The sequence below is a fragment of the Bacillus sp. MM09(2025) genome, from assembly GCF_050496725.1.
Classification (GTDB): domain Bacteria; phylum Bacillota; class Bacilli; order Bacillales; family Bacillaceae; genus Bacillus; species Bacillus pumilus.
Map to the genome: position 1 here is coordinate 391750 of NZ_JBNWEN010000001.1, position 17096 is coordinate 408845.

The 17096-nt window shown below is 42.4% G+C and carries 11 protein-coding genes; all 11 read left to right on the top strand.

Going from position 1 to position 17096, the window contains the following annotated elements; translation table 11 throughout:
- Window positions 1-14: 14 nt before the first annotated feature.
- The 11 genes from tsf to ACQYAC_RS02120 all read left to right on the top strand — a co-directional run bounded on the left by tsf (window position 15) and on the right by ACQYAC_RS02120 (window position 17068).
- Window positions 15-896, top strand: coding sequence for a translation elongation factor Ts (gene tsf, locus ACQYAC_RS02070; RefSeq protein ID WP_058013978.1), 882 nt, complete (start codon window positions 15-17; stop codon window positions 894-896).
- A 134-nt stretch (window positions 897-1030) separates the two neighbouring features.
- Window positions 1031-1753 (top strand): UMP kinase, encoded by a 723-nt coding sequence (gene pyrH, locus ACQYAC_RS02075; RefSeq protein ID WP_003210919.1) that lies wholly within the window; start codon window positions 1031-1033, stop codon window positions 1751-1753.
- A gap of 1 nt (window position 1754) precedes the next feature.
- Window positions 1755-2312: a ribosome recycling factor gene (gene frr / locus ACQYAC_RS02080; RefSeq protein ID WP_003212469.1), complete on the top strand. Its 558-nt coding sequence runs from the start codon at window positions 1755-1757 to the stop codon at window positions 2310-2312.
- A gap of 129 nt (window positions 2313-2441) precedes the next feature.
- Window positions 2442-3224, top strand: a complete 783-nt coding sequence (locus tag ACQYAC_RS02085; protein WP_034662319.1) for an isoprenyl transferase — start codon at window positions 2442-2444, stop codon at window positions 3222-3224.
- A gap of 12 nt (window positions 3225-3236) precedes the next feature.
- Window positions 3237-4031: a phosphatidate cytidylyltransferase gene (locus tag ACQYAC_RS02090; RefSeq protein ID WP_058013977.1), complete on the top strand. Its 795-nt coding sequence runs from the start codon at window positions 3237-3239 to the stop codon at window positions 4029-4031.
- A gap of 39 nt (window positions 4032-4070) precedes the next feature.
- Complete coding sequence (gene dxr / locus ACQYAC_RS02095; protein ID WP_429942622.1) at window positions 4071-5222, top strand: 1-deoxy-D-xylulose-5-phosphate reductoisomerase; 1152 nt, start codon at window positions 4071-4073, stop codon at window positions 5220-5222.
- A gap of 6 nt (window positions 5223-5228) precedes the next feature.
- Complete coding sequence (gene rseP / locus ACQYAC_RS02100; RefSeq protein ID WP_106055909.1) at window positions 5229-6494, top strand: RIP metalloprotease RseP; 1266 nt, start codon at window positions 5229-5231, stop codon at window positions 6492-6494.
- 79 nt (window positions 6495-6573) lie between these two features.
- Window positions 6574-8271 carry a proline--tRNA ligase gene (locus tag ACQYAC_RS02105; RefSeq protein ID WP_429942623.1) on the top strand — a complete coding sequence of 566 codons (1698 nt, stop codon included), beginning with the start codon at window positions 6574-6576 and terminating at the stop codon, window positions 8269-8271.
- A 135-nt stretch (window positions 8272-8406) separates the two neighbouring features.
- Window positions 8407-12660: a PolC-type DNA polymerase III gene (locus ACQYAC_RS02110; RefSeq protein WP_234034891.1), complete on the top strand. Its 4254-nt coding sequence runs from the start codon at window positions 8407-8409 to the stop codon at window positions 12658-12660.
- A 421-nt stretch (window positions 12661-13081) separates the two neighbouring features.
- Entirely contained in the window at window positions 13082-14932 is a 1851-nt protein-coding gene (locus ACQYAC_RS02115; RefSeq protein WP_429942624.1) for a glycoside hydrolase family 9 protein, read from the top strand.
- 30 nt (window positions 14933-14962) lie between these two features.
- Entirely contained in the window at window positions 14963-17068 is a 2106-nt protein-coding gene (locus tag ACQYAC_RS02120) for a glycoside hydrolase family 48 protein (RefSeq protein ID WP_429942625.1), read from the top strand.
- The last annotated feature ends 28 nt before the right edge of the window (window positions 17069-17096 follow it).

The following is a 17096-nucleotide window of genomic DNA, read 5'->3' on the forward strand; positions in this document are numbered from 1 at the left end:
GGAGGAAATGTAAAATGGCTATTACTGCTCAATTAGTTAAAGAACTGCGTCAAAAAACTGGTGCAGGTATGATGGACTGTAAAAAAGCGTTAACAGAAACTGATGGTGACATCGACAAAGCAATCGATCTTCTAAGAGAAAAAGGAATTGCAAAAGCTGCGAAAAAAGCAGACCGTATTGCTGCAGAAGGATTAACTCTTATCAAAACTGACGGCAACACAGGCGTGATCCTAGAAGTGAACTCTGAGACTGATTTCGTTTCGAAAAACGAAGGGTTCCAATCACTTCTTAACGAACTTGCTGATCATTTGCTTGCTGTTAAACCTGCAACAATTGAAGAAGCTCATGCTTCTAAAATGGAAAACGGTTCAACAGTTGAAGAGCATATCACATCTGCAATTGCGAAAATCGGAGAGAAAATCACTCTACGTCGTTTCTCTGTTATCACGAAAGAAGATAACGCAGCATTCGGTTCTTACTTACACATGGGCGGACGCATCGGTGTGTTAGCTGTTCTTAACGGAACAACTGACGAAGAGCTTGCAAGAGACATCGCAATGCACGTTGCTGCTGTAAACCCTAAATACATTTCTCGTGACCAAGTGTCAGAAGAAGAAGCAAACCGTGAGCGCGAAGTATTAACGCAGCAAGCGCTTCAAGAAGGAAAGCCTGAAAACATCGTAGCTAAAATGGTAGAAGGCCGTCTAAACAAATTCTTCGAAGAAATTTGCTTACTCGACCAAGCTTTCGTTAAAAACCCAGATGAAAAAGTGAAACAAGTAGTAGCTGCGAAAAACGCAAGCATTCAAACTTATGTTCGCTATGAAGTGGGCGAAGGCATCGAGAAGCGTCAAGACAACTTTGCTGAAGAAGTAATGAGCCAAGTGAAAAAATAATGTTTGAAAAGCTCTCTGGGGCTTTTTTAGGGAGCACAAGCACTGTGTTCCCTATTTTTTAGAGGATATTGATTTACAAAAGGCAGTTTCTTACGCATAATAAGAGACGGTATAGTTTACACTTGGAGGTTATCATGAGCAAACCGAAATATAATCGCATTGTACTGAAGCTAAGTGGCGAAGCACTAGCAGGTGATGCTGGAAATGGAATTAACCCAACTGTCATTCATTCAATTGCAAAGCAAGTAAAAGAAATTGCAGAGCTAGATGTAGAGGTTGCAGTTGTTGTAGGCGGAGGAAACCTTTGGCGCGGTAAGACAGGTAGTGACTTAGGAATGGACCGTGCAACAGCAGACTATATGGGCATGCTGGCAACAGTGATGAATTCACTCGCGCTACAGGACAGCCTAGAAACGCTTGGCATTCAGTCTAGGGTACAAACTTCTATCGAAATGAGACAGGTTGCAGAACCATACATAAGAAGAAAAGCGATCCGTCATCTTGAGAAGAAACGTGTCGTGATTTTTGCTGCAGGTACTGGTAACCCTTATTTCTCTACAGATACAACGGCAGCACTTCGTGCAGCAGAAATTGAAGCAGATGTCATTTTAATGGCGAAAAATAATGTAGACGGTGTCTACAGTGCTGATCCTCGTACAGATGCGGATGCAGTAAAATATGACAAGCTTTCATATCTTGATGTGCTAAAAGAAGGGCTTGCAGTAATGGATTCTACTGCGTCCTCATTATGTATGGACAATGACATTCCATTAATCGTATTCTCTATTATGGAAGAAGGAAATATTAAACGTGCCGTAAATGGCGAATCAATTGGAACGATTGTGAGGGGGAAATAACGTGTCGAAAGAAGTATTGAACCAAACGAAAGAAAAAATGGAAAAAGCCGTTCAAGCATACGGACGTGAACTTGCAACTGTTCGTGCGGGCAGAGCAAATGCTTCATTGCTTGATAAAGTGACGGTTGATTATTACGGTGCACAAACACCACTTAACCAAATTGCGTCAATCACAGTGCCAGAAGCACGTATGCTGATTATCACACCTTATGATAAAACAGCTATCGGTGATATCGAAAAATCGATTCAAAAGTCTGATCTTGGTATCACGCCAACAAGTGACGGAAATGTGATCCGTATTGCGATTCCTGCACTAACAGAAGAAAGACGTAAAGAGCTTGTGAAAGTGGTAAGAAAATATTCAGAAGAAGCAAAAGTAGCTGTTCGTAATGTTCGTCGTGATGCAAACGATGAGTTGAAAAAGCTCGAGAAAAATGGTGAGATCACTGAAGATGAATTAAGATCATCAACAGAGGATGTTCAAAAATTGACAGATGAATATGTCGCTAAAATTGATGACGTGACGAAAGATAAAGAAAAAGAAATCATGGAAGTTTAAGAAAAAACTATGTACAATAGATAATAGTGAAAAGACCCTCTTCATGTTTACAGGGGGTTTTTTTGTTAATACTGTTGGTGACTATATTATTAGCGGAAACGCAACCTTTTTGGGTGATGGAGGAATCTCATGCTCAATATACTCAAAAATTGGAAGAATCAGCAAACTGCAGCTTCCAACTTAGAAAGTCTGACAAAAGAAGACATATTAAATGGAGAAATTCCTGAACATATCGCCATTATCATGGATGGGAACGGAAGATGGGCGAAAAAACGTGCTCTTCCACGGGTAGCAGGACATCATGAAGGAATGAAAGTCGTCAAGCGCATGACAAAGCTTGCAAATGAGCTGAATGTCAAAGTGCTAACTTTGTATGCTTTCTCTACGGAAAATTGGAAACGTCCAAAATTAGAAGTAGACTTTTTAATGAAACTTCCTGAGGAATTTTTGAACATCTACCTGCCCGAGCTCATCGAGGAAAATGTCCGTGTGCGCTTAACAGGTGATCCAGACGGCCTCCCGCAGCATACGAAAAGAGCGGTAGAGAACGCAGTAAAGAGTACGGCGAATAATGACGGACTCGTTTTGAATTTTGCGCTCAACTATGGAGGGCGCACAGAAATCGTCTCCGCGTGCAGACAAATTTCTGAAAAAGTCAAAGAAGGTAAGCTTCAAGCAGAAGACATCACAGAAGAGATGTTTTCAGCTTATTTAATGACAGAATCTCTTCAAGATCCGGATTTGCTTATTCGCACAAGTGGAGAAATTAGATTAAGCAATTTTATGCTTTGGCAAATTGCGTACAGCGAGTTTGTCTTTACGGATGTGCTTTGGCCTGACTTTTCTGATGAGCATCTTATAGGCGCTATCGGAGAATACCAGCGCCGCGGCCGGAGGTTCGGTGGAATTTAGAGGGTGGTGCAGATGAAACAAAGAATTTTGACGGGTGTGTTGGCAGCTGCAGTCTTTTTACTTGCAGTTATATATGGACAGATGCCATTTACCCTGCTGATTTACTTAATGGGAAGTGTCGCTCTCTTTGAGCTTCTAAGAATGAAAAAGATATCGATTTTCAGCTTTCCTGGTATTGTCAGCTTAATATTGCTTTGGCTTTTAATGGGCGGAGAGAACAGCTTCTTTCCGAACGCAGACGCATCAAAAATGCAGATTGCTTTATTTGCAGTCTTAATTCTTTTAACTTATACAGTGTTGAGCAAAAACTCTTTCACATTCGATGAGGTTGCTTTTGTGATCTTAGCGACATTATATATTGGCGTTAGTTTCTATTATTTTATCCAAATTAGAGGCTTATATGGCATGAGTGCGATCTTCTTCGCAGCAGTGATTATTTGGTCCACTGACTCAGGTGCCTATTTTATTGGGAAATCGATGGGGAAACGAAAGCTCTGGCCAGAGATCAGCCCAAACAAAACAGTAGAAGGATTTATCGGCGGAATCGTCACAGCGGTCGTGTTGTCATTTGTGTTTCAGGCGGTTACAGGATTTTTGCCATCATATCTGCTTGTTATGTTTATTACGCTTTTGCTCAGTATCTTTGGGCAGCTTGGCGACCTTGTGGAATCTGCTTTAAAGCGTCATTACGACGTGAAGGATTCAGGGACAATTCTCCCTGGACATGGCGGGATTTTGGACAGGTTTGACAGCTTTTTATTCGTTCTGCCGTTTTTATATTTATTGCTCGCAACGTTTGCCAGCTAACCTCATAGAAACTTATTGAACGAGAGAAGGAGTGGCAATTTGAGATATATTTCGCTATTAGGCGCAACAGGATCAATTGGAGAACAAACATTAGATGTGATTAGGCAGCACCCAGACAAATTTAAGCTAAAAGCCATGACGTTTGGCCGAAATGTAGACAAGGCCATACCAATCATTGAACAGTTTCAGCCTGAATTTGTCGGATGCTTAAGTGAAGAGGCTTATCACACGCTAAAAGGTCATTCATTTGAATACGATGTCAAAATGGCTGCTGGTGATGAAGCCAACATCGAAGCAGCGACCTATGATGCAGTAGACGTTGTGGTCAATGCCCTTGTCGGAAGTGTCGGGCTTGTTCCAACATTAAAGGCCATTGAACAAAAAAAGACGATTGCACTCGCAAATAAGGAAACACTTGTGACAGCTGGTCATATAGTAAAAGAGTACGCGAAAAGATATGATGTACCTTTACTCCCTGTCGATAGTGAGCATTCCGCTATTTTTCAATGCCTGCAAGGTGAACAAGCTAAAAACATTGAACGCTTAATCGTGACAGCTTCAGGTGGTAGTTTCCGAGATAAAAAACGAACTGAACTTGAAGGTGTTACGGTTGAAGAAGCGCTGAACCACCCAAACTGGTCAATGGGGGCGAAAATCACCATTGATTCAGCGACGATGATGAATAAAGGGCTCGAGGTGATTGAGGCACATTGGTTGTTTGATATACCTTATGAAAAAATTGATGTGCTGTTACATAAAGAGAGCATTATCCATTCGATGGTGGAATTTCACGACAAAAGCGTCATGGCTCAGTTAGGGACACCTGACATGAGAGTGCCTATTCAATATGCACTCACATACCCTGACAGGGCGCCATTACCAGAAGCGAAATCATTGAACCTTTGGGAGATTGGACAATTGAATTTCCAAAAAGCGGATTTTGACAGGTATCGCTGCTTACATTTTGCTTATGAATCAGGTAAAATAGGAGGGACAATGCCTGCTGTGCTCAATGCAGCAAATGAAATGGCAGTCGATGCATTTCTGAAAGGCAAAGTAACGTTCCTGCAAATTGAAGAATTGATTGAAAAGGCACTGAACAGACATCATGTGATTTCAACGCCTAGTTTGCAAGATATCCATGAAGTGGACAAAGATACACGAGACTTTGTTCAATCAATCCTCACATAAGGTGGTATGTTCGTGAATACAGTGATTGCGTTTATTATTATTTTTGGAACGCTCGTTTTTTTCCACGAGCTTGGCCATTTAATTATGGCGCAGCGAGCGGGGATTTTATGCCGTGAGTTCGCAATTGGTTTTGGACCGAAGATTTTCTCTTTTAAACGAAAGGAAACCGTTTATACCATTAGACTTCTCCCTATTGGCGGATTTGTTAAAATGGCAGGAGAGGACCCTGAAGTCATTGAAATTAAACCAGGTCATACAGTGGGGCTCTTATTCAATGAGCAAAATGAAGTAGAAAAAATTATTTTAAATGATAAAGAAAAATATCCTGATGCTCTTGTCATCGAAGTGGAGCAGATTGATTTAGATCATGCCATGAGAATCTCAGGATATGAAGCTGGAAATGAAGATATTTTGACTGGCTACAATGTGAGTCAAACAAGCTTTTATATTGCAGATGGTGAAGAGATTCAGATCGCACCATACAATCGCCAATTTGGATCAAAAACGGTATGGCAGCGTATTAAAGCGATCGCAGCTGGACCGATTATGAACTTTATCTTGGCGTATGTGATTTTAGTTGCTTTAGGGTTTATTCAAGGGGTCACTGTTGATGACCCTGTACTCGGCAAGCTGACGAAAGACGGCCGCGCAGCAGAAGCTGGACTCATGCAGGGAGACCACATCGTGTCCATTAACGGGGATAAAATGAATTCTTGGACAGACGTTGTTCAAACCGTTCAAAAGAACCCTGAGAAAAAAATGAATGTCGTCATTGACCGAGATGGCAAAGAAAGCACTGTACAGGTTGTACCAGAAGCTGTGAAAGCAGACGGAAAAAACATTGGCCGTTTTGGCTCTTATCCGCCAACGGAAAATGGATTTCTGAAGGTTATTTCATCCTCAGGAACAACTGTGATTTCAACAGCAGGTTTGATTTTAACGAACTTGCAAAAGATTGTAACAGGACAATTTTCATTAGATATGTTAGCAGGTCCTGTTGGAATCTATGACATGACAGGAGAAGTAGCCAAGCAAGGTGTGTTAACATTAATGCAGTTTGCGGCGTTCCTTAGTATTAACTTAGGTATCGTGAATTTATTGCCGATTCCTGCACTAGACGGAGGACGTTTACTATTCTTGTTTGTTGAAGCCATTCGCGGTAAACCAATTAATCGTGAGAAAGAAGCACTTGTTGTCTTTATCGGTGTTGCATTCCTCATGCTGTTAATGCTAGTGGTTACGTGGAATGACATCCAGCGATTATTTTTATAAAACCAATGTCTCTTGTTTCTCATTACGGGAAACAAGAGTTTTTGTGAGAAGTCCTATTTCATAAATGAGGTGTAACGACATGAGACAATCCCTGACTTTCATACCAACTCTTCGAGAGGTGCCGGCAGATGCTGAGGCAAAAAGTCACCAGCTCTTAGTAAGAGCTGGGTTCATTAGACAAAATACAAGCGGAATCTATCATTATCTCCCGCTTGCTCATAAAGTCATCCAGCATATTCAATCCATCGTTCGCAAAGAGATGGAAAAGGCGGGAGCAGCTGAGCTGTTAATGCCAGTGCTGCAGCAGGCAGAAATGTGGCAAGAGTCAGGAAGATGGTATACATACGGTCCAGAATTGATGCGTATGAAAGATCGTCATGGCCGTGAGTTCGCACTTGGCCCAACGCACGAAGAAGTGATTACATCACTCGTACGCAGCGAAGTAAAATCGTATAAGAAGCTTCCTTTAACTCTTTATCAAATTCAATCAAAATTCCGCGACGAACAGAGACCGCGTTTTGGGCTGCTGCGCGGACGTGAATTTATTATGAAGGATGCGTACTCATTCCATTCTTCACCAGAAAGCCTTGATGACACATACAACAAGATGTTTACAGCTTACTCCAATGTATTCTCAAAAGTAGGTCTTAATTTTAGACCAGTTATTGCAGATTCTGGTGCAATGGGAGGAAAAGATACACATGAGTTTATGGCACTGTCAGAAGTAGGAGAAGATACAATCGCATACTCTGACACATCTTCCTATGCTGCGAACATCGAAATGGCTGAAGCTGTATATCAAGGAGAAGAAGCAAATCCTGCGGACTTCAAAGAACTTGAAAAAGTCCATACACCGCAAGCAAAAACGATTCAAGACATCGCTGAATTTTTAGAAGTTGATCCTTCTCTTTGTATCAAGTCTGTTTTGTTTAAAGCAGATGATGCGTATGTTCTCATCCTGACGAGAGGCGACCATGAAGTAAATGATGTGAAAGTGAAAAACTTGGTAGGAGCACAGCTTGTAGAGCTTGCTACTTGCGAAGAAGTACTAGAAGTCATTGGAACAGAGCCTGGATTTGTTGGTCCAGTGAAGCTGGAAGCAGAAGTCGATATTTATGCCGACCTTGCGGTTAAAGGCATGACAAATGCTGTCGCAGGTGCAAACGAAGCGGATTATCACTATGTCAATGTCAATCCTGCGCGTGATGTGTCAGTGAAAGAATTCACAGATCTTCGTTTGATTCAAGAAGGAGACGTGTCTCCAGATGGAGAAGGCACAATCCAGTTTGCTAAGGGGATTGAAGTAGGACAAGTCTTTAAACTAGGCACTCGTTATTCTGAGTCAATGGATGCGACGTACCTTGATGAGAATGGTCGAGCGCAGCCAATGATTATGGGCTGCTATGGTATTGGTATTTCTAGAACTCTTTCAGCGGTTGTTGAACAGCATCACGATGAGAAAGGAATCATTTGGCCAGAAGCTGTTGCGCCATATGACCTTCACCTCCTTGCATTAAATATGAAAAACGATGCTCAAAAAGAGCTCGCTGAAACGTTATACGAGCGCTTAGAAGATGAGGGCTTTGACGTACTTTTCGATGACCGCCAGGAGCGGGCTGGAGTGAAATTTACAGACAGTGATTTAATTGGGCTGCCAATTCGCATTAGCTGCGGAAAACGTTCAGAAGAAGGCATTGTTGAAGTGAAGTTTAGAAAATCAGGTGAATCACATGAAGTATCTGTTGATGAGCTGATTTCGTTTATACGCCAAGCATAAAAAACGAACAAAAAAATGAAGGTACCTCCTGTAGAAAAGAGGTACCTTTCTGATTGACAAAAGGAGGGTCCTGTCTTGGATGAACAATTACCGATCACACGGCGGCAATTTCATATATTACTCAATCAGATTCAAATGACAGATGATGACCTCAGTCGTTACTTTGAAGAAGGAGAAATCGTCAAATTGACGGTGCATAAGGCGACGAAAACGTGGCATTTCCTTTTTAAATTTAAGGCGCTTCTGCCTTACAAGGTGTATGCGATGTTTCTCAGCAGGCTGACGAATGCATTTTCTCATATTGCACAAGTCACTTGTACGATTGAAGTCAATGATCCGAGCATCTCTGAAGAGCTCGTTCAATCGTATTGGTCACATTGTGTGGAAGAGCTTCAAGGAATTTCTCCTCCAATTATCAGCTTGCTTCAGCAGCAAAAACCATCGCTGTCTGGACATAAAATCATCATCAAAACAAAAAGCGAAACAGAGGCTTTGGCCATCAAGAAGAAGTACAGTCCAATGCTCCAGGCTGCTTTTAAACAAGTAGGCTTTCCAGAACTCCAATTTGATACAGAAATTTTTGTATCAGATCAAGAGATTCAGAAGTTCAGAGAACAAAAGCTTGCTGAAGATCAAGAAAGAGCGATGCAAGCCCTCACTGAGATGGAGAAGAAGGAAAGTGAGGAGCAGGAGGAAGGTCCGTCTGGCCCTCTCATGATTGGCTATCAAATTAAAGACAATGAAGAAATTCGTACGCTTGATAGTATTATGGACGAGGAAAGAAGAATCACCGTCCAGGGCTACGTATTCGATGCAGAAACGCGTGAGCTGAAAAGCGGCAGAACGCTTTGTATCTTTAAAATTACAGATTATACAAACAGTATTTTAATCAAAATGTTTGCAAGAGAAAAAGAAGATGCACAGCTGATGAAATCATTGAAAAAAGGCATGTGGGTCAAAGCAAGAGGAAGCATTCAAAACGATACGTTTGTTAGAGACCTTGTCATGATTGCCAATGACGTCAATGAAATGAAACCTCAGCTGAAGGAAGATACGGCACCTGAGGGTGAAAAGCGAGTCGAGCTTCATTTGCATTCCCCAATGAGCCAAATGGATGCTGTTACTGGCATCGGCAGGCTGGTGGAACAAGCAAAAAAATGGGGGCATGAAGCGATTGCCCTGACGGATCATGCGGTGGTACAATCCTTCCCAGATGCGTATGCAGCAAGTAAAAAGCATGACATCAAAATGATGTATGGTGTGGAAATCAACTTGGTCGATGACGGAGTACCTATTGCCTATAATCCAGAGCACCGTTTGTTGGAGGATGCAACGTATGTCGTATTTGACGTAGAGACAACTGGACTTTCAGCTGTTTATGACACGATCATTGAGCTGGCAGCAGTGAAAATAAAGGGCGGAGAAATCATTGACCGTTTTGAGGCATTTGCAAATCCTCATCACCCATTATCAGCGACAACGATCGAATTAACAGGTATCACGGATGATATGGTCAGAGATGCTCCGGATGTCGTCGATGTCGTACGGGATTTCAAAGAATGGATTGGACAAGATATCCTTGTTGCGCACAATGCAAGCTTTGATATGGGCTTTTTAAATACAGCGTACAAACGCCTGTTAAAAACAGATAAAGCGTCAAACCCTGTGATTGATACACTTGAACTTGGCCGGTTCCTTTACCCTGAATTTAAGAATCACCGGCTGAACACACTTTGTAAAAAGTTCGATATAGAACTGACGCAGCATCACCGCGCCATTTACGATGCAGAGGCGACAGGCTATCTCATGCTAAAAATGCTAAAAGATGCGGCTGAAAAGGATATTGCCTATCACGATCAATTGAATGAAAACATGGGTCAGTCTAATGCTTACCAGCGCTCACGTCCTTACCATGCCATTCTAATCGCACAAAATGAGACAGGGCTGAAAAATTTATTCAAGCTTGTTTCTCTTTCTCATATTCATTATTTCTACCGGGTGCCCCGCATACCGCGCTCACAGCTTGAGAAATATCGAGAAGGACTAATTATCGGGTCTGCCTGTGATAAGGGTGAAGTGTTTGAAGGGATGATGCAAAAATCACCTGATGAGGTGGAAGACATTGCAGCATTTTACGACTATTTAGAAGTTCATCCGCCAGAAGTGTATCAGCATCTGCTGCAGCTGGAGCTTGTTCGAGATGAACGTGCGTTAAAAGAAATCATCACAAACATTGTGAAGCTTGGCGAAAAGCTGAATAAACCAGTCGTGGCAACTGGAAATGTGCATTATCTGCATCCAGAAGACAAAATTTATCGTAAAATCTTAATTTCATCACAAGGCGGAGCAAATCCGCTGAACCGTCATGAACTGCCAAAAGTTCATTTTAGAACGACAGATGAAATGCTTGAAGCATTCTCCTTTCTAGGAGAGGAAAAAGCGAAAGAGATCGTCGTGACGAATACTAAAAAAGTCTCTGAGATGGTCGAAAGCATTAAACCAATCAAAGACGACCTATACACACCAAAAATTGAAGGTGCAGATGAAGAAATACGGGAAATGAGCTATCAAATGGCGCGCAGCATCTATGGAGATGACCTGCCGAAAATCGTAGAAGACCGCATTGAGAAAGAGTTAAAAAGTATTATCGGTCATGGCTTCGCCGTTATTTACTTAATCTCTCATAAACTCGTAAAGAAATCACTTGATGATGGATATCTTGTTGGTTCAAGAGGATCTGTCGGCTCATCTCTTGTTGCCACTTTAACAGAGATTACCGAAGTGAACCCGCTTGCGCCGCATTATGTATGTCCAAGCTGTAAGCATTCCGAATTCTTTAACGACGGATCTGTTGGTTCAGGCTTTGACCTTCCTGACAAGGACTGCCCGGAATGCGGCACGCCGTACAAAAAAGATGGGCACGATATTCCGTTTGAAACGTTCTTAGGTTTTAAAGGAGACAAAGTCCCTGATATCGACTTGAACTTCTCAGGTGAATATCAGCCGATTGCCCATAACTATACGAAAGAGCTGTTCGGTGAAGAGTACGTATACCGAGCAGGTACGATTGGTACTGTTGCAGAAAAAACAGCATACGGTTACGTGAAAGGCTACGCTGGAGATCATAATCTTCATATGAGGGGCGCAGAAATCGACCGGCTTGTACAAGGCTGTACAGGGGTAAAACGGACAACGGGCCAGCATCCAGGCGGTATTATTGTAGTACCGGATTATATGGACATTTACGATTTCTCACCTATTCAATTTCCAGCAGATGCGACAGGTTCTGATTGGAAAACGACGCATTTTGACTTCCATTCAATCCATGACAACTTGCTCAAGCTTGATATACTAGGGCACGATGATCCTACGGTTATTCGTATGCTTCAGGATTTAAGCGGAATTGATCCAAAAACGATTCCAACAGATGATCCTGAAGTGATGAAAATTTTCCAAGGAACAGAGCCTCTTGGTGTAACAGAGGAGCAAATTGGCTGTAAAACAGGTACACTCGGTATTCCGGAGTTTGGGACAAGGTTCGTTCGGCAAATGCTTGAGGATACAAAACCAACAACCTTCTCAGAGCTCGTTCAGATCTCTGGATTATCACACGGAACAGATGTATGGCTCGGGAACGCGCAAGAGCTCATTCACAATAAAACGTGTGAACTAAGTGAAGTGATTGGGTGCCGTGACGATATTATGGTCTATCTCATCTATCAGGGCTTAGAGCCGTCACTTGCCTTTAAAATCATGGAGTCTGTTCGTAAAGGCAAAGGACTTCCTCCTGAATGGGAAGAAGAAATGAAGAATAATAATGTTCCGAACTGGTATATTGATTCTTGTAAAAAGATCAAATACATGTTCCCTAAGGCCCACGCAGCTGCTTATGTATTAATGGCTGTACGAATTGCCTACTTTAAGGTGCATCATGCACTTTTATACTATGCGGCTTACTTTACCGTTCGTGCAGATGACTTTGATATTGAAACAATGACAAAAGGATCAAATGCGATTCGAGCAGTCATGGATGATATTAACTCAAAAGGTTTAGATGCATCACCGAAAGAAAAGAACCTATTAACTGTACTAGAGCTTGCCCTTGAAATGTGTGAAAGAGGCTATCATTTCAAAAAAGTGGACCTCTACCGATCAAGTGCAACAGAGTTTATCATTGATGGTGACGGATTGATTCCGCCATTCAACTCAATCCCTGGTCTCGGAACGAACGTTGCGTTAAATATTGTGCGCGCACGTCAAGATGGGGAGTTCCTTTCAAAAGAGGATTTACAAAAACGCGGAAAAGTGTCGAAAACGATCCTAGAATATTTAGATCGTCAAGGCTGCTTAGAAGCACTTCCTGATCAAAACCAACTTTCTTTGTTTTAATGTGATCAATGAAGAGCGCCCTAATAAAGGGCGTTCTTTTTTATATACACAATAATATTATTATGTTAACTAATAAGGAATTTCCGTCAATTGGAATCATTTTCTAATTCATTCATATACCTTGATTTAGCGTGATGTTTTAAGAGAAGAGATTGTATGTCATTCTTTCTACCCAAATAGAGCAAAAAAGAGAATTTCGCCGTCTGAAATGTTCTCATGCGACATATGATCATTCTGGGTACAGTCACAGAAAGAATCAAGAGAAAACAACTTCGATGAGCACAAAGCTGATTGCTGTTTACTATGCTTATTTTTGAAACATATTTGATTCTTTTCAAAGCTGTTCAAATCACGTTCTGAATAAAAGGAGGTGGCTTGTCTATTCATGTTTGACTAAAAAGAAGGGGTGAGTCATACGGAAATGGCATCTTATAACTATGTAGAGGTTCTTCAAAAATCCTTGTTGTTTTATGAAGCGCAGCGGTCTGGAAAGCTGCCTAAAAGCAGCCGTCTCAACTGGCGGGGAGATTCCGGACTAGAGGATGGGAAGGATGTAGGGCATGACTTAACTGGCGGCTGGTATGACGCAGGTGATCATGTGAAATTTGGTCTTCCAATGGCCTACTCAGCAGCTGTACTTGCTTGGACAGTATATGAATACCGAGAAGCCTATGAAGAGGCAGAACTGCTTGATGACATCTTAGATCAGATCAGGTGGGCAACAGATTATTTTTTGAAAGCTCATACAGGTCCGAACGAGTTTTGGGCGCAGGTAGGTGATGGGAACGCTGATCATGCTTGGTGGGGACCGGCAGAAGTGATGCCGATGAGCCGGCCAGCTTTTAAAATTGATGAAAATTGCCCTGGAACAGAAGTGGCCGCCCAAACTGCGGCAGCTTTAGCAGCGGGTTCTATCATTTTTAAAGAGACAGATGCCCCTTATGCAGCAAAGCTGCTGACGCACGCGAAACAGCTTTATGCATTTGCTGACCGGTATCGCGGCGAATATACAGATTGTGTCACAAATGCTCAGCCGTTTTACAATTCATGGAGCGGCTATATTGATGAACTTATATGGGGCGGAATCTGGCTGTACTTGGCAACAAATGAAGAAACCTATTTAAATCAAGCACTAAAAGCAGTGGAGGAATGGCCGAAGGATTGGGATTATACGTTTACCATGTCGTGGGACAATACTTTTTTTGCTTCGCAAATCTTACTCGCCAGAATCACGAAAGAGAACCGATTCATAGAATCGACAGAGCGTAATCTCGATTACTGGACGACGGGTTTTGTTCAAAATGGAAAAGTCGAAAGAATCACTTATACGCCTGGCGGTTTGGCATGGCTTGATCAATGGGGCTCGCTTCGTTATACAGCAAATGCAGCATTTTTAGCCTTTGTCTACGCTGATTGGGTGTCAGATGAAGAAAAAAAGAATCGATACCAAACGTTTGCGATCAACCAAACTCACTATATGCTTGGTGATAATCCGCTTAATAGAAGCTATGTCGTTGGGTTTGGCCAGAACCCGCCGAAGCATCCGCACCACCGAACTGCACATGGCTCATGGTCTAACCAGCTGACAAATCCTTCGAATCATCGTCACACTCTTTATGGGGCGCTTGTTGGCGGACCTAATGCACAGGATCAATATGATGACGACATCTCTGATTATGTATCAAACGAGGTGGCGACGGACTATAATGCCGCTTTTACAGGAAATATAGCCAAAATGGTGCAGCTGTTTGGAAAAGGGCAATCAAAGCTGCCCAATTTCCCGCCTAAAGAACAACCAGAGGATGAGTTTTTTGTAGAGGCAGCAGTGATGAATAACGATGCAACTTCTACTCAAGTCAAGGCGGTCCTATACAACCGGTCTGGATGGCCGGCGAGAAGTAGTCAAACGCTCTCCTTTAGATATTACGTCAATCTGAGTGAGGTCTTTGCAAAGGGATTCACTGAAAAAGATATTCAAGTGACAGCCGCCTACAATGAAGGCGCTTCCTTATCTCCGCTCAAGGTATATGACGCATCAGCTCACGTCTATTATGCAGAAATAGATTTTACCGGCGTAGCGATTTTTCCTGGGGGAGAATCAGAGCATAAAAAGGAAATCCAATTTCGATTATCTGCAACAAATGGATCGAATATATGGAATGCCTCAAATGATTATTCCTTTCAAGGCTTAACATCCAATATGCAAAAAACACCGAGAATACCTGTTTTTGATGATGGTTCTTTAGTATTTGGTACACTTCCAGACAAATAAAAATCAAGATTTATTGAAAGGGTGAAGGATTTGTCAAACAAAGAACGGTTTTTAACGCTTTATCATCAAATTAAAAGTGATGCGAATGGATATTTTTCACCAGAAGGAATTCCGTATCATTCAATTGAGACGCTCATTTGCGAAGCGCCTGATTATGGGCATATGACAACGTCAGAAGCATATAGTTATTGGCTGTGGCTAGAGGTGTTGTACGGACATTACACAGGGGATTGGAGCAAATTAGAGGCAGCATGGGACAATATGGAGAAATACATCATCCCAGTAAATGAAGATGGAAATGATGAACAGCCGCATATGAGCGCCTACAACCCTTCTAGTCCAGCCACCTACGCAGCAGAAAAACCATATCCGGATCAATATCCTAGTCAGCTGAGCGGAGCTCGTCCTGCTGGTCAAGATCCGATTGATGGTGAATTGAAATCAACCTATGGAACAAATGAAACGTATTTAATGCACTGGCTGCTTGATGTCGATAACTGGTATAAATATGGGAACTTGCTCAATCCATCACATAAAGCTGCATATGTGAACACGTTCCAGCGTGGTCCGCAGGAATCAGTATGGGAGGCGATCCCGCATCCATCACAAGATGATAAATCTTTTGGGAAGCCAAATGAAGGCTTTATGAGCTTGTTCACAAAAGAAAATCAAGAACCAGCTGCCCAGTGGCGCTACACCAATGCGACGGATGCTGATGCGCGTGCAATACAAGCAATCTATTGGGCAAAGGAACTCGGCTACAATAATTCAACCTATCTTGATAAAGCGAAAAAAATGGGTGATTTTCTCCGTTACGGTATGTATGATAAGTATTTTCAAACGATTGGAAGCGGTAAGCAAGGGAATCCATACCCTGGAAATGGAAAGGGTGCCTGTCATTACTTAATGGCGTGGTATACCTCTTGGGGCGGAGGACTTGGCGACTATGCAAACTGGTCATGGCGTATCGGAGCAAGCCATTGTCACCAAGGGTATCAAAACCCTGTCGCCGCTTATGCTTTGTCCTCAGACAAAGGTGGTTTAAAGCCATCTTCCTCTACTGGTGCAAGCGATTGGGAAAAAACATTAAAAAGGCAGCTTGAATTTTATGTATGGCTTCAATCAAAAGAGGGAGCGATAGCAGGAGGTGCAACCAATAGCTGGAATGGAGACTATAGTGCATATCCGGCGGGAAGAAGTACTTTTTACGATATGGCATACGAGGATGCACCTGTTTATCATGATCCGCCTTCTAATAACTGGTTTGGGATGCAGGCATGGCCGATTGAGCGCGTAGCAGAGCTTTATTATATTTTAGTGAAAGATGGAGATAAAACTTCTGAAAATGTCCAAATGGCTAAATCCTGTATCACAAAATGGGTTAACTATGCACTCGATTACATTTTTATCGGCAGCCGTCCTGTGTCGGATGAAGAGGGTTATTTCTTAAATGACCAAGGACAAAGAATTCTAGGGGGAACAAATGTTTCTGTGGCTACAACGAGTGCACCAGGCGAGTTTTGGCTTCCTGGAAATATTGCTTGGAGCGGACAGCCTGACACGTGGAATGGATTCCAGTCTGCAACAGGAAATCCAAACCTAACAGCTGTCACAAAAGATCCAACTCAGGATACGGGCGTATTAGGGAGCCTAGTCAAGGCATTAACTTTCTTTGCTGCTGCTACAAAGCTTGAAACAGGGGATTATACAGCGCTTGGTGTCAGAGCGAAAGATGCAGCCGCACAGCTCCTTGAGGTGGCGTGGAATTACAATGATGGCGTGGGCATTGTAACAGAAGAAGAAAGAGAGGACTATGACCGCTTCTTTAAAAAAGAAGTGTATTTCCCAAATGGTTGGAACGGGACATTTGGTCAAGGGAATCAGATTCCTGGAAGCAGCACCACTCCTTCTGATCCGCAGCGAGGAGGAAATGGAGTCTATACGAGTTTTGCTGATCTTCGTCCGAACATTAAACAAGATCCAGCATGGCCTTCACTTGAGAGTAAGTATCAGTCTTCATTTAATGAAGCAACAGGCAAATGGGAGAACGGGGCACCGGTTTTCACTTATCACCGTTTCTGGTCACAAGTGGATATGGCCACTGCCTACGCAGAATATCATCGTCTGATCAACTAACAGTCGAAATTTAAGCTGCCGGTTTCTT

Bases quoted from the DNA above. Each gene is read 5' to 3' on its own strand.
- tsf (WP_058013978.1), top strand. From the start codon at position 15: ATGGCTATTACTGCTCAATTAGTTAAAGAACTGCGTCAAAAAACTGGT.
- pyrH (WP_003210919.1), top strand. From the start codon at position 1,031: ATGAGCAAACCGAAATATAATCGCATTGTACTGAAGCTAAGTGGCGAA.
- ACQYAC_RS02085 (WP_034662319.1), top strand. From the start codon at position 2,442: ATGCTCAATATACTCAAAAATTGGAAGAATCAGCAAACTGCAGCTTCC.
- ACQYAC_RS02090 (WP_058013977.1), top strand. From the start codon at position 3,237: ATGAAACAAAGAATTTTGACGGGTGTGTTGGCAGCTGCAGTCTTTTTA.
- rseP (WP_106055909.1), top strand. From the start codon at position 5,229: ATGTTCGTGAATACAGTGATTGCGTTTATTATTATTTTTGGAACGCTC.
- ACQYAC_RS02105 (WP_429942623.1), top strand. From the start codon at position 6,574: ATGAGACAATCCCTGACTTTCATACCAACTCTTCGAGAGGTGCCGGCA.
- ACQYAC_RS02110 (WP_234034891.1), top strand. From the start codon at position 8,407: ATGACAGATGATGACCTCAGTCGTTACTTTGAAGAAGGAGAAATCGTC.
- ACQYAC_RS02115 (WP_429942624.1), top strand. From the start codon at position 13,082: ATGGCATCTTATAACTATGTAGAGGTTCTTCAAAAATCCTTGTTGTTT.